At 45.7% G+C, this 19,973-nt stretch carries 16 protein-coding genes and 2 tRNA genes; 2 read left to right on the top strand and 16 right to left on the bottom strand.

The annotated features are described in order from the left end of the window. Positions 1-186 precede the first annotated feature (186 nt). The 11 genes from M3629_RS01530 to leuB form a co-directional block, all read right to left on the bottom strand. Positions 187-257 (bottom strand) — tRNA-Gly (locus M3629_RS01530). Positions 258-268: 11 nt separating this feature from the next. Further along, positions 269-342: transfer RNA gene (locus M3629_RS01525), tRNA-Pro, on the bottom strand. Positions 343-483: 141 nt separating this feature from the next. Next, the gene (locus tag M3629_RS01520) at positions 484-2,610 is read right to left on the bottom strand and encodes a bifunctional diguanylate cyclase/phosphodiesterase (RefSeq protein ID WP_251502628.1); all 2,127 of its coding nucleotides are present in this window, start codon (positions 2,608-2,610) and stop codon (positions 484-486) included. 309 nt (positions 2,611-2,919) lie between these two features. Further along, positions 2,920-3,876: an aldolase catalytic domain-containing protein gene (locus tag M3629_RS01515; RefSeq protein ID WP_251502627.1), complete on the bottom strand. Its 957-nt coding sequence runs from the start codon at positions 3,874-3,876 to the stop codon at positions 2,920-2,922. Between the two features lie 83 nt (positions 3,877-3,959). Continuing rightward, entirely contained in the window at positions 3,960-5,279 is a 1,320-nt protein-coding gene (locus tag M3629_RS01510) for a hypothetical protein (protein ID WP_251502626.1), read from the bottom strand. Further along, positions 5,276-6,391: a DUF58 domain-containing protein gene (locus M3629_RS01505; protein WP_251502625.1), complete on the bottom strand. Its 1,116-nt coding sequence runs from the start codon at positions 6,389-6,391 to the stop codon at positions 5,276-5,278. Before M3629_RS01505 ends, M3629_RS01510 begins: the two co-directional genes overlap by 4 nt. 4 nt (positions 6,392-6,395) lie before the next feature. Next, complete coding sequence (locus M3629_RS01500; RefSeq protein WP_251502623.1) at positions 6,396-7,361, bottom strand: AAA family ATPase; 966 nt, start codon at positions 7,359-7,361, stop codon at positions 6,396-6,398. A gap of 119 nt (positions 7,362-7,480) precedes the next feature. Then, entirely contained in the window at positions 7,481-8,587 is a 1,107-nt protein-coding gene (locus M3629_RS01495) for an ATP-binding protein (RefSeq protein ID WP_435368163.1), read from the bottom strand. A gap of 462 nt (positions 8,588-9,049) precedes the next feature. Next, on the bottom strand, positions 9,050-9,466 hold the full coding sequence (locus M3629_RS01490; RefSeq protein WP_090922221.1) for a hypothetical protein: 417 nt from the start codon (positions 9,464-9,466) through the stop codon (positions 9,050-9,052). A 352-nt stretch (positions 9,467-9,818) separates the two neighbouring features. Beyond that, the gene (locus M3629_RS01485) at positions 9,819-10,358 is read right to left on the bottom strand and encodes a peroxiredoxin (protein ID WP_062320195.1); all 540 of its coding nucleotides are present in this window, start codon (positions 10,356-10,358) and stop codon (positions 9,819-9,821) included. Between the two features lie 376 nt (positions 10,359-10,734). After that, positions 10,735-11,820: a 3-isopropylmalate dehydrogenase gene (gene leuB / locus M3629_RS01480; protein ID WP_110897647.1), complete on the bottom strand. Its 1,086-nt coding sequence runs from the start codon at positions 11,818-11,820 to the stop codon at positions 10,735-10,737. 251 nt (positions 11,821-12,071) lie between these two features. Here leuB and M3629_RS01475 point away from each other — a divergent pair, with 251 nt between their 5' ends. Further along, positions 12,072-13,052: an aldo/keto reductase gene (locus M3629_RS01475; RefSeq protein ID WP_123065081.1), complete on the top strand. Its 981-nt coding sequence runs from the start codon at positions 12,072-12,074 to the stop codon at positions 13,050-13,052. A 208-nt stretch (positions 13,053-13,260) separates the two neighbouring features. Here the strand turns inward: M3629_RS01475 and M3629_RS01470 are convergent, their stop codons facing one another. The 4 genes from M3629_RS01470 to ilvB form a co-directional block, all read right to left on the bottom strand. Continuing rightward, a complete protein-coding gene (locus M3629_RS01470) occupies positions 13,261-14,802 on the bottom strand; it encodes a 2-isopropylmalate synthase (RefSeq protein ID WP_251502621.1) in 1,542 nt (513 codons plus the stop codon). Between the two features lie 140 nt (positions 14,803-14,942). After that, positions 14,943-15,935: a ketol-acid reductoisomerase gene (gene ilvC, locus M3629_RS01465; protein ID WP_090922211.1), complete on the bottom strand. Its 993-nt coding sequence runs from the start codon at positions 15,933-15,935 to the stop codon at positions 14,943-14,945. 325 nt (positions 15,936-16,260) lie between these two features. After that, complete coding sequence (ilvN, locus tag M3629_RS01460) at positions 16,261-16,743, bottom strand: acetolactate synthase small subunit (protein ID WP_090922209.1); 483 nt, start codon at positions 16,741-16,743, stop codon at positions 16,261-16,263. Continuing rightward, positions 16,740-18,491 carry a biosynthetic-type acetolactate synthase large subunit gene (gene ilvB, locus M3629_RS01455; RefSeq protein ID WP_090922207.1) on the bottom strand — a complete coding sequence of 584 codons (1,752 nt, stop codon included), beginning with the start codon at positions 18,489-18,491 and terminating at the stop codon, positions 16,740-16,742. Before ilvB ends, ilvN begins: the two co-directional genes overlap by 4 nt. Positions 18,492-19,089: 598 nt before the next feature. Between ilvB and M3629_RS01450 the strand changes: the two genes are divergently transcribed. Further along, positions 19,090-19,533: a GNAT family N-acetyltransferase gene (locus tag M3629_RS01450; RefSeq protein WP_373323213.1), complete on the top strand. Its 444-nt coding sequence runs from the start codon at positions 19,090-19,092 to the stop codon at positions 19,531-19,533. A gap of 6 nt (positions 19,534-19,539) precedes the next feature. Here M3629_RS01450 and M3629_RS01445 read toward each other — a convergent pair whose 3' ends face one another. After that, complete coding sequence (locus M3629_RS01445; protein WP_251502619.1) at positions 19,540-19,914, bottom strand: hypothetical protein; 375 nt, start codon at positions 19,912-19,914, stop codon at positions 19,540-19,542. Positions 19,915-19,973 lie beyond the last annotated feature (59 nt).

Genomic DNA, 19,973 nt, shown 5'->3' with positions numbered 1-19,973 from the left:
GGGTTCACTTCATGTGTCTTACTTCATGGGACGTATGGTTACCTCTCATTCATGTGTAGTATCAATTCTCCGTTATTGTACCAGATCATTGAAAAAAAGCAAAGGTCAAGATGTAATTGTCTGTATCTAAATTCAAAAAAAAGAAAAACCCTTGAACATCCAAGGGTTTTCCAGGTACTTCTGTTAAGCGGGTGATGGGAATCGAACCCACGCTATTAGCTTGGAAGGCTAAAGTTCTACCATTGAACTACACCCGCAAAATGAACAATCGGGACGACACGATTTGAACATGCGACCCCCTGGTCCCAAACCAGGTGCTCTACCAAGCTGAGCTACGTCCCGTTAAATTCCAAATGGAAGTTAACAGTGATTTTACAAAACCTAATATACCACGATCCGCACTAAGGTGCAAGGCATATCAACAGTTTTTTCCTAGAACTGGATACCAGAAAGGCAGGAACGCTCTCGCGGCCCTGCTACTCCTTATCCCGCAGGCTTGTCAATATCTCTAAGGAACCTTTGCTCAAAGTCCGCCGCTTCAATCGGTTTACCGAAAAAATAACCTTGTGCCTCATGACAATGCTGATTGCGAAGAAACATCATCTGTTCCTCGTTCTCAACACCTTCTGCTGTGACCTTGAGTTGTAAATGGTGTGCCATCGAAGTAATCGTGGATACAATAGCAGCGTTATTGCTGTCTTCCATGATTTCATTCACAAATGACCGGTCAATCTTGAGCCGGTCAATCGGCAAATCCTTGAGATAATGGAGCGAGCTGTATCCCGTGCCAAAGTCATCAATGCTGATATGTACACCAATCTCCTTAATTTTATGAAGCTGTTCAAAAGCCCGGTCTTTGTCAAACGTCATGCTCTCCGTAATCTCCAGTTCAAGCCATGCGGGCTCAAGTCCCGTTTCCCTGAGAATACTGTTGATACTGTCGAGCAGGTGGGAGTGTCTGAACTGTCTCATCGACAGATTGACGGATACACACAGTTTGCGATATCCTGCTTCCTGCCACAGTTTGTTCTGTGCACATGCCTGTCGCAACACCCATTCCCCGAGTGGAACAATTAGTCCACTTTCCTCGGCCAGCGGGATAAACTCTGCCGGAGAAACTGAACCGCGCTGCGGATGTTGCCATCGAACAAGGGCTTCCATACCAACAATCAGTCCGCTTTGCAGATTCACCTGGGGTTGGTATACCAGATAAAATTGACCCCGAGCCAGTGCTTTACGTAAATCGTTTTCAAGCTGCAATCGTTCCTGAGCTTTCATCTGCATGGCATGTGCATAACGGTTAAGTTCAATCCCCTGTTCCTTCGCACTATGCAGAGCCGTGTCGGCATTCTGAATAATCTCTTGCGGAGACTCTCCATCATAAGGAAAGATGGCCATGCCTATGCCCAGCGTAAGATGATATTCACTCCCATCCACCATAACCGGTTTCTCAAAGAGCTGCAAAATCGACCGTGTCCGGCGTAACGCGGTATCTGTACTGTAAAAATCTGTCATGGTCAACGCGAATTCGTCTCGACCTAAACCAAACACCTCTTCTCCCGGAAGAGATGAGTGATTCAATCGCTGTCCAACCTGACGCAGAACGCGGTTAGCCGCTTGTTGTCCGAGGGAGTCATTTATGGTTTTGAAACGATTGATGTTGAGTACAAGGACACCGACGAGCTTTTCCTCCACAACCGCATCATCCAGCATGAGTTGAAGGCGCTGGCTTAAGCGGCGACGATTCGGAAGGCCGGTGACATCATCATGGTGCGCAATGTAATTCATTTTGGCCTCAGCGGCCTGTTGTTGCAGGAATGGGGTGTCCACTACAGATGCATAGAGCCCCTTTTGAATGAAAAAGTAGCCCAAACAATTGCTGAGCATACCAAGCAGCAGATTGAGATCGTTCACTACACTCGCAGTCACGAAATATCCCTGACCTAGCAAAAAGCAGAGCATGCCACCCAGGATAGGTGGTAGATCGGCATTTTTTGTCTTTTTCCATTGTACGTACAGAACGACAGCGCCAGTAACATACAGTATTCCTGCAACCCAGTGCAGACGAGTGAATACTTTGCCAAGCAAATGACCATCAAGCATCTCAGACAGCAAACTCCACTCTTGAATAGAACAGATATACAAAATCAGAAAGGCTCCCAGGGTAGCGCTGAACAGAAGAAATTTGCGCGGTAATGCAACTTGCTTCTCCTGTACGGTGTATATAAATAACAGTCCTACAGAACAAACCAGTGATCCCATTGTTGACATCATTAATGAAAAATCGGATTCCATCATCGCTCTGTTAGGAACTTCTTCTGCAAACGAAACGATGTGCACCAGTTCAAATAGACCTATCATTAAAAAAAGTGTTGTCAGCAACACTCTGCGCAGTGTCAATTTTTGAGTTTGAAATAGCCAGCTTTGATTATAAATGCCAATACAAGCAGCCGTTGCAGCGAATCCACCTAGAAGCGTTATTACCGGGTAACCCGAAAAAATCAGATCAGAGCCTGAAGAAGAACGAAACCATTGACTTACGAGGAAAAACAATAAGCCGCCGATGGCGACCCAACCTATTTGACTCTGACCTTGCATTTTAAACTTCATGCCATGTTTTCCTTCCCGGGATCACTATCCTGTAATACGTGTACAACTGAATTCTATTGATCTGATTCACCAAGTATATTACACATTTCGACAAAAACATATATTGACCACTGTTTAATTTAAAAATCCATATGTTCTATCTGGTACATAATAACATTTAAATCCCTATTCGTGAACTAAAAAATAGTTATAAGTAGGAATAACTATTCATAAAAATGAGTAAAAACAAGGCATAAAGAACTAAAAAAACATGGACCTCAGGTTAGAGACCATGTTTTTTCGAATTTACAACTGTATTTAAGACTATTTTTATTTGTCGAAGTTTACTTCAGGAGTTGTTAACTTATCGTAGAAGTCCACGACATTGTCTTTGTTCTCCGATGAACGAAGTGCCATAGCCGACCGCGGGTGCTCGTCCAGCGTGCCTGTAATCATATAAGGCAGGATGTAACCCCATTCTTCTTTTTCTCTCAGTGGAACCATGAGTTGTTCCAATACCTCAAGTACTGGACGTAGACTATACTTGGTTCCTTTCAAATGAGCTACCAGTAGTTCTGTTGGGCAATTTCCTGCCGCGCGGCCCATACCGTATACAGAAGCATCCAGCAATTCAACTCCAAGTTCAGCGGCTACGAGGGTGTTAGAGAACGCAAGCTGCATGTTGTTATGCGTGTGAACGCCAAGACGTTTGTTTGGAAGATGCGTCTTGAACTTCTCCACCAGATATTTCACATCGTTATGATCCAGGCTGCCGTAAGAGTCTACGATATAGACGACATCAACCGAGCTCTCCTTGATCATTTCAAAAGCTTCCAGCAATTCGTTCTCCATAACATTCGAGAGCGCCATAATATTCAGTGTCGTTTCGTAACCACGATCATGGAACGTTTGCACCAACTCAAGCGCCTTGTCCACATCTTTACTGTAACAAGCGACACGAATCAGATCCAGCATACTTTCGCTGCGCGGCAAAATATCATTCTCATCTACACGCCCTACATCTACAAGTGCAGACAGTTTCGTGTTGCCTTTTTGCGGAATAACTTTACGAAGAAAATCATCATTCAGGAAGCGCCATGGTCCAGCATCTTCGGAGCCTTTAAGCAACTTCGGCGAATTTTTGTAGCCAATTTCCATATAATCAACGCCAGCTTCATTCAGCCCTGCATACAGCTTTTGAACAAAGTCAACGCTAAAGTCCCAATTATTCACCAATCCACCATCACGAATGGTACAATCTACAATTTTACTATGATTTGTCTTCATTAATGTCTGCTCCTTTTCTGACCAACTTGTGTATTCCTCTCATGATACTTGAACGTGACAAGAAAAGTAAAGGGATTCCGGGCTTATTTACTGTAAGATTTCCAGATTCGGTCTATATCAATCATATCGGGGGTTTCATCATCTTTTTTCCCGTAGCGCACAGCATTATAAACCTCAGGAAGCCTCGTTGCCAGCTCTGCCTCTGTACCCTCTTTACTCTTAGGATAAGTCTCTTTAATGCTCTCTGCTGTCTCCAGCGGCGTATAAGACTTCTCAACCTGTACTCCGCGATCCATCGCATTGCTTACCCATACCCGATAATAGTATCGAATACGCTCTCCAGCCTGAGTGGGGACGGGTTCCTTTTTGCGAAACCATCGTTTACGAACCTTCGTGGGCACTTCCAGTGTTTCGCTGATATCCACATACTCTGTTTTTGGTACTTGTCTTTTCTGCACAGGCTGTAACAATCCATTGAAACGCTCCGCTAATTTACCCATGATGGTTCTGCCGAGTTTGACCAAAAGCCATAAAATCACAGCCGCAGCTACCCCAAAAACAATCCAGCCGAGAATTTCCCAAATAACAGAAGGTTCTGAAGGTGGCCCTCTTAACTCGTCCGGCAGGTTCATCGGCTCGTTCGGCATCTCTGGTGTAAGTGGTGGTTTCTGAGGTGAGGGAGTTCCGAACAGACCTCTGATCCAAGCAAGCAGACGATCCTTCAACGGCGCAAGCCATGCAGCAAGACTGGGAAAAGCACCGATACCTGCAATAATGATTAACATCCATATGATCCGAAGATGGTTAGCCCGTGTGAATTCCCGAAGTACTAATCTGCGTTTACCATCGTTTAGTACCGCACGATCCAGTTGAGCCCTGTATTGTCCCACAACCCAACATCCAAAACTGACGACTCCAGTAGCGTAGATATAGCCCGTATACATCATAACAGGCAACATAAATTCGATCTGCGTTGCCGCGATCGTGGATACAATGGCACTGATTACCCCCACAAGTTGCAGGCGCCACAGCCTGTTGGAATGAAAAGCAGGATCGAAATCCAAACTTGTGTATGCCGCAATACATACAACGGCTCCAAGTGTAATCATTTCTGGAAGTGAAAGCGGCGCTAACATCCCCGAAACCCATGCGAACAAAATACCGGTTGCCGATGCCATTAGACCTCGAACGAGTGCGTTTTTCTCTATAATGCTCGTAAATCGAAGCCTAATCCATAGGCCGAGCAGGCTTGTTATAACATATAAACCGAACAATAGATAAGGAAAATAAGCACTGGTATACAATGATGTGATTGTCAAGATTGGAAATAGGTAGATCCCAATCGAAAGAACAGCGAATAAGGATAGGATATGCGTTCGCTTCATTGCATCACTTTCACTCATGCGCCCACCGCCCCTGCATCACGCTTCAGCTGTTCTACAGGCAAAATCGTTACCCGATGCCCCTGATCATGCAAACGTCCGATTTCATATTCCATGGCAGCCGAGACATATGACGTAATCAACAAATAACTGCGAATCTGCTGCTCTTCTTCATTCAATCTTACTTCATCTTGCAAAAACTGCTCCATGGGTACCAAACACTTCAACTCGGTTTCAGCCATAGCTTCCAGTAACATCTCCAGATGAGGTGTGCCGTAATCCGGTTTAATACGAAGCACATCGCGTCCCCCACCTATACGGTAGCCATTATGTGCAAATCCAGCAGGCAATCCTTTGCTAATAGCCTCTACGGCTGCAGTAGCAGCGTAGCGGAGTGACTGCTCGATCAACTCAGGCCGAGTAACCACACTCCACATTTCAGCAGAGTCCTGTATGTTCACTATAATCCATGACTGGGGATCTGCCGTCCAGCCTTGTTTGTACACTTGAAGTTCGCCTGTACGTGCACTTGCTTTCCAGTGAATACGATTCATCGGATCACCAGCCCCGTAAGGCCGCACCCCCAGAATTAGAAACGGGTCTTCCACAATCCAGCGAGAAACTTCCACCTCGCCTTGCCACACCTGATAGATGGCTGGCATATCTTCAGTGTTAAGCAATGAAGGATATACAATCATCGCCATCTTCACGGGAATCGGCTTTGAGGAACGCCATACTCCAAATAAGTCTCCACCAGTCATGGTTGCTGTATCCATCGTAAACACTCCACGTTTGGAGCAAACAAATGGATGCGTGCGAGTAATTCGATTATAAGGCTTTAATGTAAAAACACTTTTATGATTCTGATAAATATTCCCCTGACTAATATCCATGCCCGAACCTGAATGAAACACAAAGGAAGCCGGCATCATTGCTTCAAGTCTAAGCCAAGGAACAGAAATTCGTTTTTCATTGGATATCGTTTCGATCATCTCCAGTTCATCGCCGGCGTAACACCGCGTTTTGCTGAACTGTCTGCTGTATTTGAGATTACGTAACACTGGCCGTCCAAACCATATGCCATGCATCACAATCACTAAACTCCCAACAACGACAAGCCATAGAAGTGCCATAAGCCTAACGTCCGCCTGTAGTAAGTGTCTCAGTTGGTACTTCGATTTCGTTCAGAACCTGTTGAATGATGAGTTCAGCAAGTCCTTCTTGCTGTCTGATTCGATTACGAAACACCAGACGGTGAGCCAGCACAGGCTCTGCCAGTAATTTAATGTCATCGGGTACAACATAGTCTCTGCCGTGAAGCGCAGCCCATGCCTGACTCGCTTTCAACAGCGCCTGCGCCCCCCGGGGACTAACGCCTAGCGACAGTTCAGGATGTTTTCTCGTTGCTTCAGTGACCTGCACAATATAATGCAGGAGATCCTCGTTTACGTTAACCGTTTTATACGTATCCTGTGCTGTCAGAAGTTGCTCGCGCGAGATAATGGAAGACAGGTCATCTACAGAGCGGCTGGCAACCGTTCTTCTCAGAATCTCAATACTTTCTTCACCGGACGGATACCCCATACGAATCTTCATCATGAATCGATCCATCTGTGCTTCAGGTAACGGAAATGTCCCTTGATTATCAATGGGGTTCTGCGTGGCGATAACGATAAACGGCCGCTCAAGCTGCCTTGTTGAGCCATCAATACTGATCTGGCGCTCTTCCATGCATTCGAGCAAGCTGGACTGTGTACGCGGTGTTGCTCGATTGATCTCATCTGCCAGCACAAGATTCGCAAATAGCGGACCGGGCCTGAATTCGAAATCTCCTGATTTTTGATTATAGAAATGAATACCCGTCAAATCGGATGGTAACAAGTCAGGTGTAAATTGTATCCGTTGAAAAGTACAATCTAGTGAAGAAGCCATCGATTTGGCAATCATCGTTTTACCTGTACCCGGGACATCTTCCAGAAGCACATGACCTGATGCAACGATTGCTGTCAGAATCAGTTCCACTGTATGTGCCTTCCCTACGATTACTTTGCCTACATGTTCGATGAGTTGCCCGTTCATACGCTCCATATCCTGAATATTCAAAACGATCCCTTCCTTCCGTGATGCATATGTATTCGCATTCATTTCTAACTATAACCCTAATCGCACGGACAAAAAACAAAGGAATCGGCAAATACCGATCCCTTCTGATATCCTCTGTGTCAATTCACCAATGGAAGTTTGATCATAAAGCTGGTGCCTTCGCCTTTTTGACTATCAACAGAGATGGTGCCTCCATGATTTTTAATAATACGATAACTTACGGAAAGTCCCAAGCCCGTCCCGCTTTCTTTTGTCGTAAAGAAAGGATCGAACAACCGTACCAACGTGTTATGATCCATTCCTCTTCCGTTATCCGAAATCGTAATTTGCACAAAATTATTTTCCGTCGCTGTCGTGATCCTTATCAAGCCTGTATATTCTTCGCCCACTTCTTCGATCGCGTCCATTGCGTTTTTGACCATATTCAGAATGACCTGTTTAATCTGTTTTACATCAATGGATACATTAAGCGGGGTGTCATCCACTTCGAGCAGAATTTCGCATCCTTTCATCAACCCTTCACTCTCGGTCAATAGAACGACCTCTTTCAGCAAAGATTCTACGGTCATGACCGTTTTCTGCGGAGCCGAAGGTTTCGAGGAGTTCAGAAATTCATAGATAATGTCATTAGCCCTGTCGATCTCGGTGAGTATGATTCTGGCATACTCGTCTTTACCCAGCTGCAGTAGATGAGGCCGAAGCAACTGAATGAATCCGCGAATGGCTGTTAACGGGTTACGAATCTCATGAGCGATTGATGCAGAGATGCGGCCAAGCATAGCCAGTTTATCGTTTTGATAGGCCGTCTGCTCGATCTGTTTGTAATCCGAAACATCCTTGACACTAAAAAGAAAATCACCGTCCATCTGATCACCGTAGGTCACCGTTACGAGCCAGTGCCTTCCATACTCATCCGTCAGTTCATGATAACGCTTACGATGAAAGATCGTTTCCCGATAAATTCGTAAAATTTTCTTTTTCTTGAATCGGCTCATCTGGGGAAGATGCAACATCTGCAGTAACGTGCATCCGCTTAACAGACCTCTCGGCAGTTCAAGCAATTTAGCCATCTGAACGTTAATAAACGTCAAAACCCCATGATTATCAAATAACATAATACCGCTATCCATGTGTTCTAGTACATTTTCATACTTATTGTAATCCAGATGTACTTGAGGAAGCACATCTGTTGGTTGAGGCACTATATCCTGAAATTCACGAATCACTTCAGGTTCCTCCTTTTCACGTAAATGATAAACTTTGCCGTTCGGACATCATATCATCACAGAAACAGGAAGGGCCGATTTTTTATTGATTACCGGGTCCCTTTCATTAGGGGGCTGAGCCGAAAATAGGATGGCATGTCCGGAACTTAAGCTGGTCTATCCGGCTCATTCGAGAATGTCCGGAAATATCATTTACGTTTGTTCCTTACTAACCTTTTCCAATTCCCAAACGAAAACCCTTTATTTTGCTCCGCCTCTTTTGCAAGTCTGCTTTTATCATAGACAAGTTTAGGGAATAGAGTCAATCGGAGAAAGTGTCGAATGGAAATAATTTTGCAAAAACAACAAAGGTTTATCCAAAAAATACAAAAAACGAAGCCGTATCGCCCTGTTGGGAAATCAGCTTCGTTCAATATTGTATAATTCGGATATTGGTCTATCCATGTCACATCTCACTGCAATCTATAGCCCAGTCTTGTTATGCTGAATTTTAAGTTTTCGTTGACTCATGACGGCAAGGCGGCGTTTCAATTCGCTCTCCCATTTCTCGTCCTTCATTTCCTTGGCGAGCCGTAGCAGATCAAGTGACATATCAATCTGACGCTGAACAATCACCATTGCATCTTCGCTCTCGCGGTTTACACAGTTTTCGAAGATGGCATCCTCGTCTTCAGTCACGTAGTCTTGAAAGTCAATTTCAGAAGCCCCATCGCCATGCGCATACTCAGCAAGAATTTCATATTCATTCTCAACCTTGTAATGCACCTCAACCCGGTGACACACCGGACAAAACAGCAGGGGAACATTATGAACCTGGGTGCGGTAATGCTTCAGCGTGCCCTTCGTTCCAACCATACTTGCCCCACAACAGTAACTCATTTTTGTTCACCCTCCTTATTAGGTGCCGGGAACATAGTTAATATATACCCGTGCACTTGGAAAACTTCCGAAAGGGAATCGTTCAAACAGTGTATCACATTCATATTCAAATGATAAGTGCGGATCACCGGAATTAAATTACCGGGTTTCCATACCCTATTCGCCTTACAAGCCTTCAATTCCTCTTTCTTTTATAAAAAGAAGTTCTTCTTCTATAACATTATTAACACGTCTGACAGCTTGTTCAAACACCTCCATTAAGTTAACGTTATATCTTTGGAAAAGGTTGCAAAAAGCCCTCAATCCCGAGTGGGATGAGGGCTTGAACATCAATCGTTCAAGTAAACCCGGCTTACAGGTTGCTGTCGCCTGGTTTCCAGTTCATTGCACACAATCCACCGGATTGAAGTGCTTGCAGTACGCGAAGTGTTTCTTCAACACTGCGGCCTACATCGTTGTGGTTAACGACTTGGTATTTCAGTTCGCCTTCTGGATCGATGATGAACAGACCGCGCAATGCTACGCCTTCTTCTTCGATCAGAACGCCGTAGTCTTTAGCTACTTGCTTCGTGATATCGGAAGCGAGCGGGAAGTTCAACTGACCAAGACCGTTGCTGTCTTTAGGTGTGTTGATCCATGCTTTGTGGCTGTGTACGGAGTCTACGCTCACGCCAAGAATTTCTGTATCCAAAGCTTTGAATTGCTCGGAAGCGTCGCTCAAAGCTGTGATTTCAGTTGGGCACACGAATGTGAAGTCCAAAGGATAAAAGAAGAATACAAGCCATTTGCCACGGTAATCGGACAGTTTAACGGAACCAAAATCTTGTCCGTCTCCTGATACTGTTTCCATTGCGAAATCTGGTGCTGGTCTACCAACCAAACGTTCTGCCATAACTAAAAATTCCTCCTTTGGGATTATGTAAGCATCCATATGGATTGCTCATCATCAGGATACACGCAAGCGCTTGTCCTGTCATTAATCAATTTGTTGATACTTGTTCTCAAGTACAAATAAAATGTTATCATCCGCACTTCTCAAAGTCAAGATTATAAACGTTATTTTTTTATAATAATTATAAATAAGAATTTTTAGTGCCTAATCTAAGACGAGAATGAGAAAGGAACAGCCCTTTGCATTCTCCTCTATTAGAAACCAAAAGACGGTCTACTAGGGCATCAAAGGGCTGTTTCTTATGCGAACCACAGGACGGTATCCTGAGATATGTTAGTGTTAATGTTTCTAAAATTGGACAAGGCTTAACCGAAACCTAAGCCTTTTTCTGAATAGCTGCAACAATCAGATCGCCCATTTCGGTCGTGCTGATCGCTTTGCTCTTATCAACAGCGATGTCACTTGTGCGGTGGCCCGCATTCAGTACGTTCGCTACCGCTTCTTCAATCGCATCTGCACCCTCTGCATAGCCAAACGTTGTCCGGAACATCAACGCGAGCGACAAGATGGTAGCAATCGGGTTAGCTAGGCCTTGACCCGCAATATCCGGCGCAGAGCCGTGTACCGGTTCATATAGACCGAAGCTTCCTTCACCCAGCGATGCCGAAGCAAGCATACCGATAGAACCTGTCAGCATAGCTGCTTCATCACTCAGAATGTCACCGAACATATTTTCTGTTACGATGACGTCAAAGCTTGCTGGACGACGCAGCAACTGCATCGCGCAGTTGTCTACAAGCACATGCTCCAGTTCAACATCCGGGTAATCTGGAGCTACACGGTTAACCACTTCACGCCAGAGGCGGGATGTTTCCAGCACGTTAGCTTTATCGACAGATGCCAGCTTTTTACGGCGACCTTGAGCGATCTCAAATGCTTGACGTACGATGCGCTCTACTTCCGCAACATTGTAAGCACAAGTGTCCACGGCCTCTTCACCTTGGGCACTCTCACGTCTGAACTTCTCACCGAAATAAATTCCACCCGTCAGTTCACGAACAACCATCAGGTCCGTACCTTCAAGTACTTCCGGTTTCAGCGTGGATGCGTCTTTCAAGCAATCAAACACAACGGCCGGACGCAGGTTGGAGAACAGTCCGAGCGCTTTACGAATACCCAGCAGTCCTGTTTCAGGACGCAACTCCTTACTGTTATTATCCCATTTAGGTCCACCTACAGCTCCGAGCAACACTGCATCTGCATTTTTACATACAGTCAATGTTTCTTCCGGAAGTGGTGTGCCTTTCTCGTCGATGGCAATGCCACCAAACAGCGCGTGCTCAGTTTCAAAACGATAACCGAACACTTCCTCCGTACGTTTCAGAACTTTTTCCGCCTCAGCCACAACTTCAGGACCAATTCCGTCACCTGCGATTACTGCAATCTTTTTCACGTCTGCCATAGGTTGTCCACTCCCTCATATTCATTCATCACGGATTCGCTCATGTTAGCGTTTCTGTGTAAACATCGTCTCATAAATAACTCTCTTCTTTGTATCATATTCTACGGTCATTTGACCAAGATATACAATCTATGACTTTAATAGTTTTTGCCTATAAGGAGGATCATGGCAAGCTTCGAAGTTGTTCGCCAGTTCAGGGTAAGGTAAAATATAGCTGAAATTAAATCAGGGATGCTGGAGGGATGTTTAACATGCAATATTCGTATTTGGGTAAATCAGGCCTTAAGGTCAGCCGTATCTGTCTTGGTACGATGAATTTTGGACCAGCCACAGACGAGAAAGAAGCTTTCCGCATTATGGATGCAGCTCTGGATGCCGGCGTTAACTTTTTTGATACCGCTAACATTTATGGCTGGGGGGAAAATTCCGGTCTCACCGAAGAAATCATCGGGCGTTGGTTCAAACAAGGCGGGGGCAGACGTGAAAAGGTTGTGCTTGCCACCAAAGTCTACGGCTCCATGCATGATGAAACAGATGGCCCTAACAACGAAGCTGGTCTCTCCGCATATAAAATCAGACGTCACCTTGAAGGCTCTCTACAACGCCTGCAAACCGATCATATTGAATTATACCAGATGCACCATGTTGATCCGGTCATCACGTGGGACGAGTTGTGGGGTGCATTCGAGCATGCAGTATACCAAGGTAAAATCGGATATGTCGGCTCAAGTAATTTTGCCGCGTGGCAGATCGCCCTTGCTCAGAGTGAAGCGAAAAACCGTCACTTCCTCGGCCTTGTATCGGAGCAACATAAATACAGCCTGAATTGTCGTCTGCCAGAGCTGGAGGTATTACCAGCCGCTAAAGCGCTCGGACTTGGCGTCATTCCATGGAGCCCGCTGGATGGCGGTCTGCTCGGACGTAATGCCTTACAGAAACTTGAAGGAACTCGCAGCGGAGGCATTTCAGAACGAATTGAACAACATCAGACGCAACTTGAAGATTTCGCTGCACTTTGCCGTGATCTTGGTGAACCGCAAGATACCGTTGCACTTGCCTGGGTAGCTGCCAATCCGGCTGTTACTGCGCCAATCATTGGTCCACGTACACTGGAGCAATTCGAAACCGCCTTGAAATGTCTTGACCTGACACTCGATGAATCCACTCTTAATCGTTTGGATGAAATCTTCCCTGGTCCTGGCGGACACGCCCCTAACGCATACGCTTGGTAAATTGATATTATAAAAAGTCTGACCCTCGCTGGACTGTACTCATAGATAGACTTCATAACGTCTAACCTACAAGGTACAGTCGACTCCAGAAGGGTCAGACTTTTTAACATGTTCTGCTTTAGCTTTACTATACCGACTATGGCTTTACTATTCCGGCCTAGTTAACAGGTTTGTAAATTTGTACTTCAGCACACCGTGCAGTACTCTTCTACAAATTGACGTTAACACGGTTGGTGTACGTTTTGCGTTTCTCAATCAATTGGTTCAAGCCGTCAACATACGCACGAGCGCTAGCGCCGAGGATATCTGTGCTCACGCCGCGTCCTTGAACAGAAACTTGATTCTGAGTAAGGACAACATGGACCTCACCTAGTGCGTCTTTACCGTGTGTTACTGATTTGATGGAATAGTCGGATAGCGTAACTTCTTCTCCGCTCACCTGATCAATAGCGTTATAGATTGCGTCCACCGAACCATTACCTTCCGCTTGTTTCTCCACCGTTTCACCTTCCAGCGTAGCAATACGCACCTTAGCTGTAGGCACGGATTCATCACCGTACGTAACAAAGATCGATTCCAGTTTGTACACCTCAGGTGCATCCTGTAATTTCTCTTCGATTACGGCAAGCAGGTCTTCATCGGTAACTTCTTTTTTCTTGTCTGCCAGATCTTTAAATTGTGCAAAAGCGCGGTTCAACGCCTCATCATCCAGTTCATACCCGAGTTCAATCAAGCGTTCACGGAACGCGTGACGTCCGGAGTGTTTGCCAAGCACTAGCTTGCTCTCTTTGAGACCGATCGTTTCTGGCGTCATGATCTCGTAGGTTGTTTTTTCCTTCAACATGCCATCCTGGTGAATGCCGGACTCATGAGCAAAGGCATTAGCGCCCACAATTGCTTTATTGCCAGGAACAACCATACCGGTCAAACGGCTAACCAAACGGCTGGTACGTGCGATCTCAGACAGCTGCAGTGTCGTTTTCGCCTGGAAAAACTCCTGACGTGTTTCGAGCGCCATCGCAATTTCTTCAATTGCCGTGTTTCCTGCACGCTCTCCGATACCGTTAATCGTACCTTCAATCTGATCAGCACCGTTCAAAATGGCGGCAAGCGTATTTGCTGTTGCCATCCCCAGATCGTTGTGACAGTGTGCACTCAGCTGAACTTTATCGATGTTGTGAACATTTTCTTTCAGATGCTTGAAAATATTCCCGTATTCATATGGGCTCAGGTAACCGACCGTATCCGGAATGTTAACGACAGAAGCACCCTCTTCAACGGCCATATTCACCATTTCTACGAGGAAATCATACTCGGTACGTCCTGCATCCTCCAAAGAAAACTCAATCTTGGAAAACGTCTTCTTCGCATAACGAATCGCAGAGCGAGCCGTATCCAGAACCTGCCCTTTATCCATGCGTAACTTATGCTGCCGATGGATTGGCGAAGTGGCCAAAAATACGTGAATGCACGGGTCTTGTGCACCTTTAAGGGCTTCCTTCACCGCATCGATATCCTGCTCTCTTGAGCGGGACAAGCCGATCACTGTAATATTTTTAACCGCTTTCGCTACGGCGTTAACTGCTGCCAAGTCACCCGGAGATGCTGCTGGGAAACCTGCCTCCATCCGGTCAATGCCAAGACGCTCCAGTTGATGGGCAATCTCCACCTTCTCGCGAGTGTTCAGATTGACTCCTGGAGATTGTTCACCATCACGCAGCGTTGTGTCAAATACATAGATTTTACGCACCTTCGCACCCCCTGCTTATTATTCATTTCTGTAAACCAGAATAGCGGCTCACGCATAAGCACGGCCGCTATTTCCAGTTCACGCTGTAAGTTGCTTGAATCCCTTAAGATGTTTGTTCAAAAAGTGAACGTAATTGTTGCTTACTTTTTGATCCAGTGCATCATTTCACGCAATTGTCCGCCAACCACTTCGATTGGGTGTTCAGCTTCGTTACGACGTGTTGCTGTCAAGAATGCACGGCCGGATTGGTTTTCCAAGATGAAGTCACGTGCGAATTTACCTTGTTGGATATCGGAAAGCACTTCTTTCATTGCTTTCTTTGTATCTTCAGTAACGACACGTGGTCCCGTTACATAGTCACCATATTCCGCAGTGTTACTGATGGAATCACGCATGCTTGCGAGACCCCCTTCGTACATCATGTCAACGATCAGTTTCAATTCGTGCAGACACTCGAAGTACGCCATTTCTGGAGCATATCCAGCTTCTGTCAACGTTTCGAAACCAGCTTTAACGAGGGCACTTACACCGCCACACAGAACCGCTTGCTCACCGAACAAGTCTGTTTCTGTTTCTTCACGGAAGGAAGTTTCGATAACGCCTGCACGTGTACAGCCGATTCCTTTAGCATAAGCGAGACCGATGTCTTTCGCTTTACCAGTCGCATCTTTTTCGATCGCGATCAGACCAGGAACGCCGAATCCTTCTACATAGGTACGACGTACCATGTGGCCAGGGGACTTAGGAGCTACCAGCAATACATCGCTGTCTTTTGGAGCTACGATTTGGCCGAAGTGAACGTTGAAACCGTGAGAGAAGAGCAATGCTGCGCCTTTTTTCAGGTTCGGTTCGATTTCGTTTTTGTATACAGAAGCTTGTGTTTCATCCGGCAGCAAGATTTGAACCACATCTGCACGGCTAGTTGCTTCAGCCGGAGACAACACTTCAAATCCATCATTTTTAGCAGCGTCAAAAGATTTACCTTCACGAAGTCCGATGACTACGTTCAATCCGCTGTCACGCAGGTTTTGTGCCTGAGCATGACCTTGGCTACCATATCCGATCACCGCGATCGTTTTTCCTTTCAATACGCTAAGCTCTGCATCCTGTTCATAATAAGTAGTTACTGGCATGTTATAAGTCCTCCTTTGTATTGTAAAGAACCCTTCATTAATGAGCGGGTGTCTCAATGGACCGGTAACCTTCACATCTAGGTAAAAAACTGCCTGATTGATGCTGATTATCGCCGCTTCTGATCCGATCCGTTCAGACACCCGCTCGTTAATACGGGGGTGTGGCTCTCTTTTCAAGCGTTACATCACTAAAATGTTACTTTACAGCAGTTACTGGACTGACACATTTGGATCAGATAGCATTTATTTTACGCTAACTGAGCATTTTCACAAGTAAATCACTGTGTTCATGTATGGATCAGCCCATCTTGATTTCATTATACCTCTATACGTTGCCTCGTACCAATGCTGTTACGCCTGTACGGGACAATTCACGAATGCCATATGGCTTGAGCAGTTCGATCATCGCATCAATTTTGTCTGTATCACCAACGGCCTGTACCATCAGACTTGCTGGGCCTACATCGACAACCGATGCACGGAAAGTTTCCACTACACCCAAAATTTCTGGACGCTCAGAGGGCTCTGCCTTCACCTTAATCAGCGCGAGTTCACGAGCAACCATCGGTTTCAAGCTAAAGTCAACCACTTTGATAACATCAATGATTTTATACAGCTGTTTCTCAATCTGTTCGAGTGTTTTGTCGTCACCAATCGTAACAATGACCATTCGGGAAAGTCCTGGCTCTTCAGATTGACCTACTGTAATGCTTTCGATGTTATACCCGCGTCGACCAAACAATCCGGATACACGCTGAAGGACACCTGGCTGGTCATTAACCAATATCGAAATCGTATGTCTTATCATTCTTCAGCATCTCCCATCAGCATTTGATCGATTGTTGCTCCTTGCGGAACCATTGGATATACATTCTCATCCTTACGTACAACGAATTCTACAACGACTGGCCCTGGTGTATCCAAAGCTTCCTGCCATGCACGCTCGGCTTCTTCCTTGTTCGTTGCCCGCAGTCCCTTCACTCCATAAGCTTCAGCCAACTTCACAAAATCAGGGCTTCCTGCCAGATCAATGTGACTGTAGCGATTTTCGTAAATCAGTTCCTGCCACTGACGAACCATACCAAGTACTTCGTTGTTAATAATTACAATTTTAACTGGAATGTTATTGATCGCACAGATTGCCAGTTCTTGAGAACACATCTGCATCCCGCCGTCCCCATTAATGGAGATTACCAGTCGATCCGGATTAGCCATTTGTGCACCGATCGCAGATGGGAATCCAAAGCCCATTGTTCCAAGTCCACCTGAAGTAACCCATGAGCGCGGTTGATTAAATTTGTAGTATTGTGCTGCCCACATTTGATGTTGTCCAACGTCCGTTGTTACGATTGCTTCACCTTTTGTGGTGTCGTTCAACAATTCAACAACCCATTGCGGTTTTAACACTTCATCCGAATCCGTGTAGCTATACGGCTTTTCCTGTTTCCACTGTTTGATCTGATCTCTCCAGGCATCTGCACGTTCAGCACGTCCAACTTCCTTGTTTGCAATCTCCAGTACTGTTTTCACATCGCCTACAATCGGAATATCTGTCGCAATGTTTTTGCCGATCTCTGCAGGATCAATGTCGATATGAACAATTTTCGCGTGTGGTGCGAATCCGTCTAGCTTACCCGTTACCCGGTCATCAAATCGTGCACCGATGTTGATGAGCAAGTCCGATTGCTGAATGGCCATGTTCGACGTGTAGGTTCCGTGCATTCCCGGCATTCCAGTCCAAAGCTCATGTCCACTTGGAAAAGCTCCAAGTCCGAGAAGTGTTGTTGTGATCGGGATGCCCGTCTTCTCCACAAACTCGAAAAGCGCTTCGTGTCCGCCAGAGTAAACTACACCGCCACCTGCAATAATCATTGGTCGCTCTGCTTCCTGAATGGCCTGTGCCAAACGATCCACCTGCAGTTTATTCGGTACCGTGCGTGGATTGTACCCTCTCAATATAACAGGTTCAGTGCTCGGTTCAAACAACGTTTTGTTTGCCGATACATCTTTTGGAATATCGATCAGTACAGGTCCTTTACGTCCGGTATTAGCAATATGGAATGCCTCATGAATGATGCCCGCCAGGTCTTTTACATCTTTCACCAGATAACTGTGTTTGGTGATCGGCATTGTAATACCAGTGATATCCGCTTCCTGGAAAGCATCCGAGCCGATTAAGCTGGAATTGACATTACCCGTAATGACAACCAGTGGTACGGAATCCATATATGCCGTTGCAATTCCTGTAACGAGGTTCGTTGCACCTGGACCGGAGGTCGCGATACATACGCCGACTTTTCCACTTGCTCGTGCATAACCGTCAGCCGCATGAATGGCACCTTGCTCGTGACGAGTTAGAACGTGTTTGAAATCTTCAAAGCCATACATCGCATCGTAAATGTACAATACCGCACCGCCCGGATAACCGAAGACACAGTCCACACCTTCAAGCAGCAAACTTCTTAGCAAAATCTCGGAACCGCTAATGACCTCCGGCTTCATCCATCTTTCACGTAATTCATCTGTCGATCGTACTTCTGGAATTTGAGCTCCCATTAGTCATCCTCCTCTCGAAATTTACACCATTCTGACATAAAAAGGTACAAAAAAACCTTCCATCCCTGCAAACAAGTTCATGCTTGCGAGGGACGAAAGGTTATCGCTTCCGTGGTACCACCCAACTTTGTCCGAAATTTCGCAATAACGGACCTTACCAGGTATAACAAAACGATGTACAAACGACGTAGTCGTCTCCCATACCTGTTGTCTGTAACGCAGACTTACGATTCCCCCTAATACGCATGGATTTGACGTTCCAATGCTTTTCAGGAAAACAGCTCCGAGGTGAGCTCGTATATAAGGGGTAATGGTGGTGGTTTCAGCAAATCCATCCACTCTCTGAGCAAAAGAGCCCTTAAAACTTCGTCCTCTTCATAGCCGATGAAATATTCTCGTTAAATGTTAGGAACATTATATGATTCCTCTAACCGATAAGTCAATACCTGTTTTTGATAAAAATATGCTAACCACATTTACACACGCTCTCCACTCTATGATTGCCTCAATGTCCGGCCTTCATGCAGTCACCTTTTATCTCGCCCCAGGCATAAGATATACAGGCCGCACGACTGGCCTTGAAAGGAGGCCCCGCATGATCATTCGTCAGCGTTCATCCAAGCTGGATGACGGAGCAATTATGAAGCTGATTGACACACAGCTTGTTCCTTTATCACATATGAGCGAGAAGGAAATCCATAAAATACGCAAAGAAATACCCCTGCGAATGAACAGGGGCATGACCTTTGTAATCTCGCCGGAGCCAAATAAACCTGCTGTGGCATTCATTCATTTTCTCATGCATGGAGAACTGCTTTACGTAGATATGATGGCCGTTAGTTCGAAAGAGCAACGAAAGCGTTACGGACAGACGTTACTGCATGAAGCAGAGAACTTTGCAGCATCCCGTGGTTGCAAAAAATCCAAAGTCATGGTGGATGAAGGCAATATCAAGGGGAATCAATTCTATCAAAAAAATGGATATCAAAACCTGAGATATATCCTGATCAGTCGCTGTTACGAAATGGAAAAAAGACTCTAGTCGCTTTTAGAAAAATCCAGGCGGTCTCGGTCCGGGACCATAAGGACCATATCCTGGGCCTGGGCCGTAACCCGGTCCGGGACCATAACCAGGGCCGTACCCTGGGCAACAATCAGGTTTCGGACCTGGACCATACCCTGGTCCGAATCCCGGGCCTTGGCCATAAGCGTAAGGTAAGGTCGCAATGGCCAGCAGGTCAAATAATACCAAAGGCAAGATGGCTTTGGTACGTACTTTTTTTCCACCTAAACGCTTGAGAACGAGTTTGTTACCTGATACTTTTAACAGTTTCCCCGTAACCCGAGTACCGTCTTTTTTGACCGCAACTATGTTTTTGCCTATAAGTTTCATCGCTTCAGCACGCGTAACCTGTTTTCTCATACTATCCCTCCTCCTCGGATCATTCAAAACAGTGTATTCGTCCATGACCGAATTCGCCT

It is taken from the genome of Paenibacillus polysaccharolyticus, from assembly GCF_023714295.1.
Classification (GTDB): domain Bacteria; phylum Bacillota; class Bacilli; order Paenibacillales; family Paenibacillaceae; genus Paenibacillus; species Paenibacillus polysaccharolyticus_A.
Note: the sequence above shows the minus strand (reverse complement) of the source record. Positions and strands in the feature narration are given on the sequence as shown.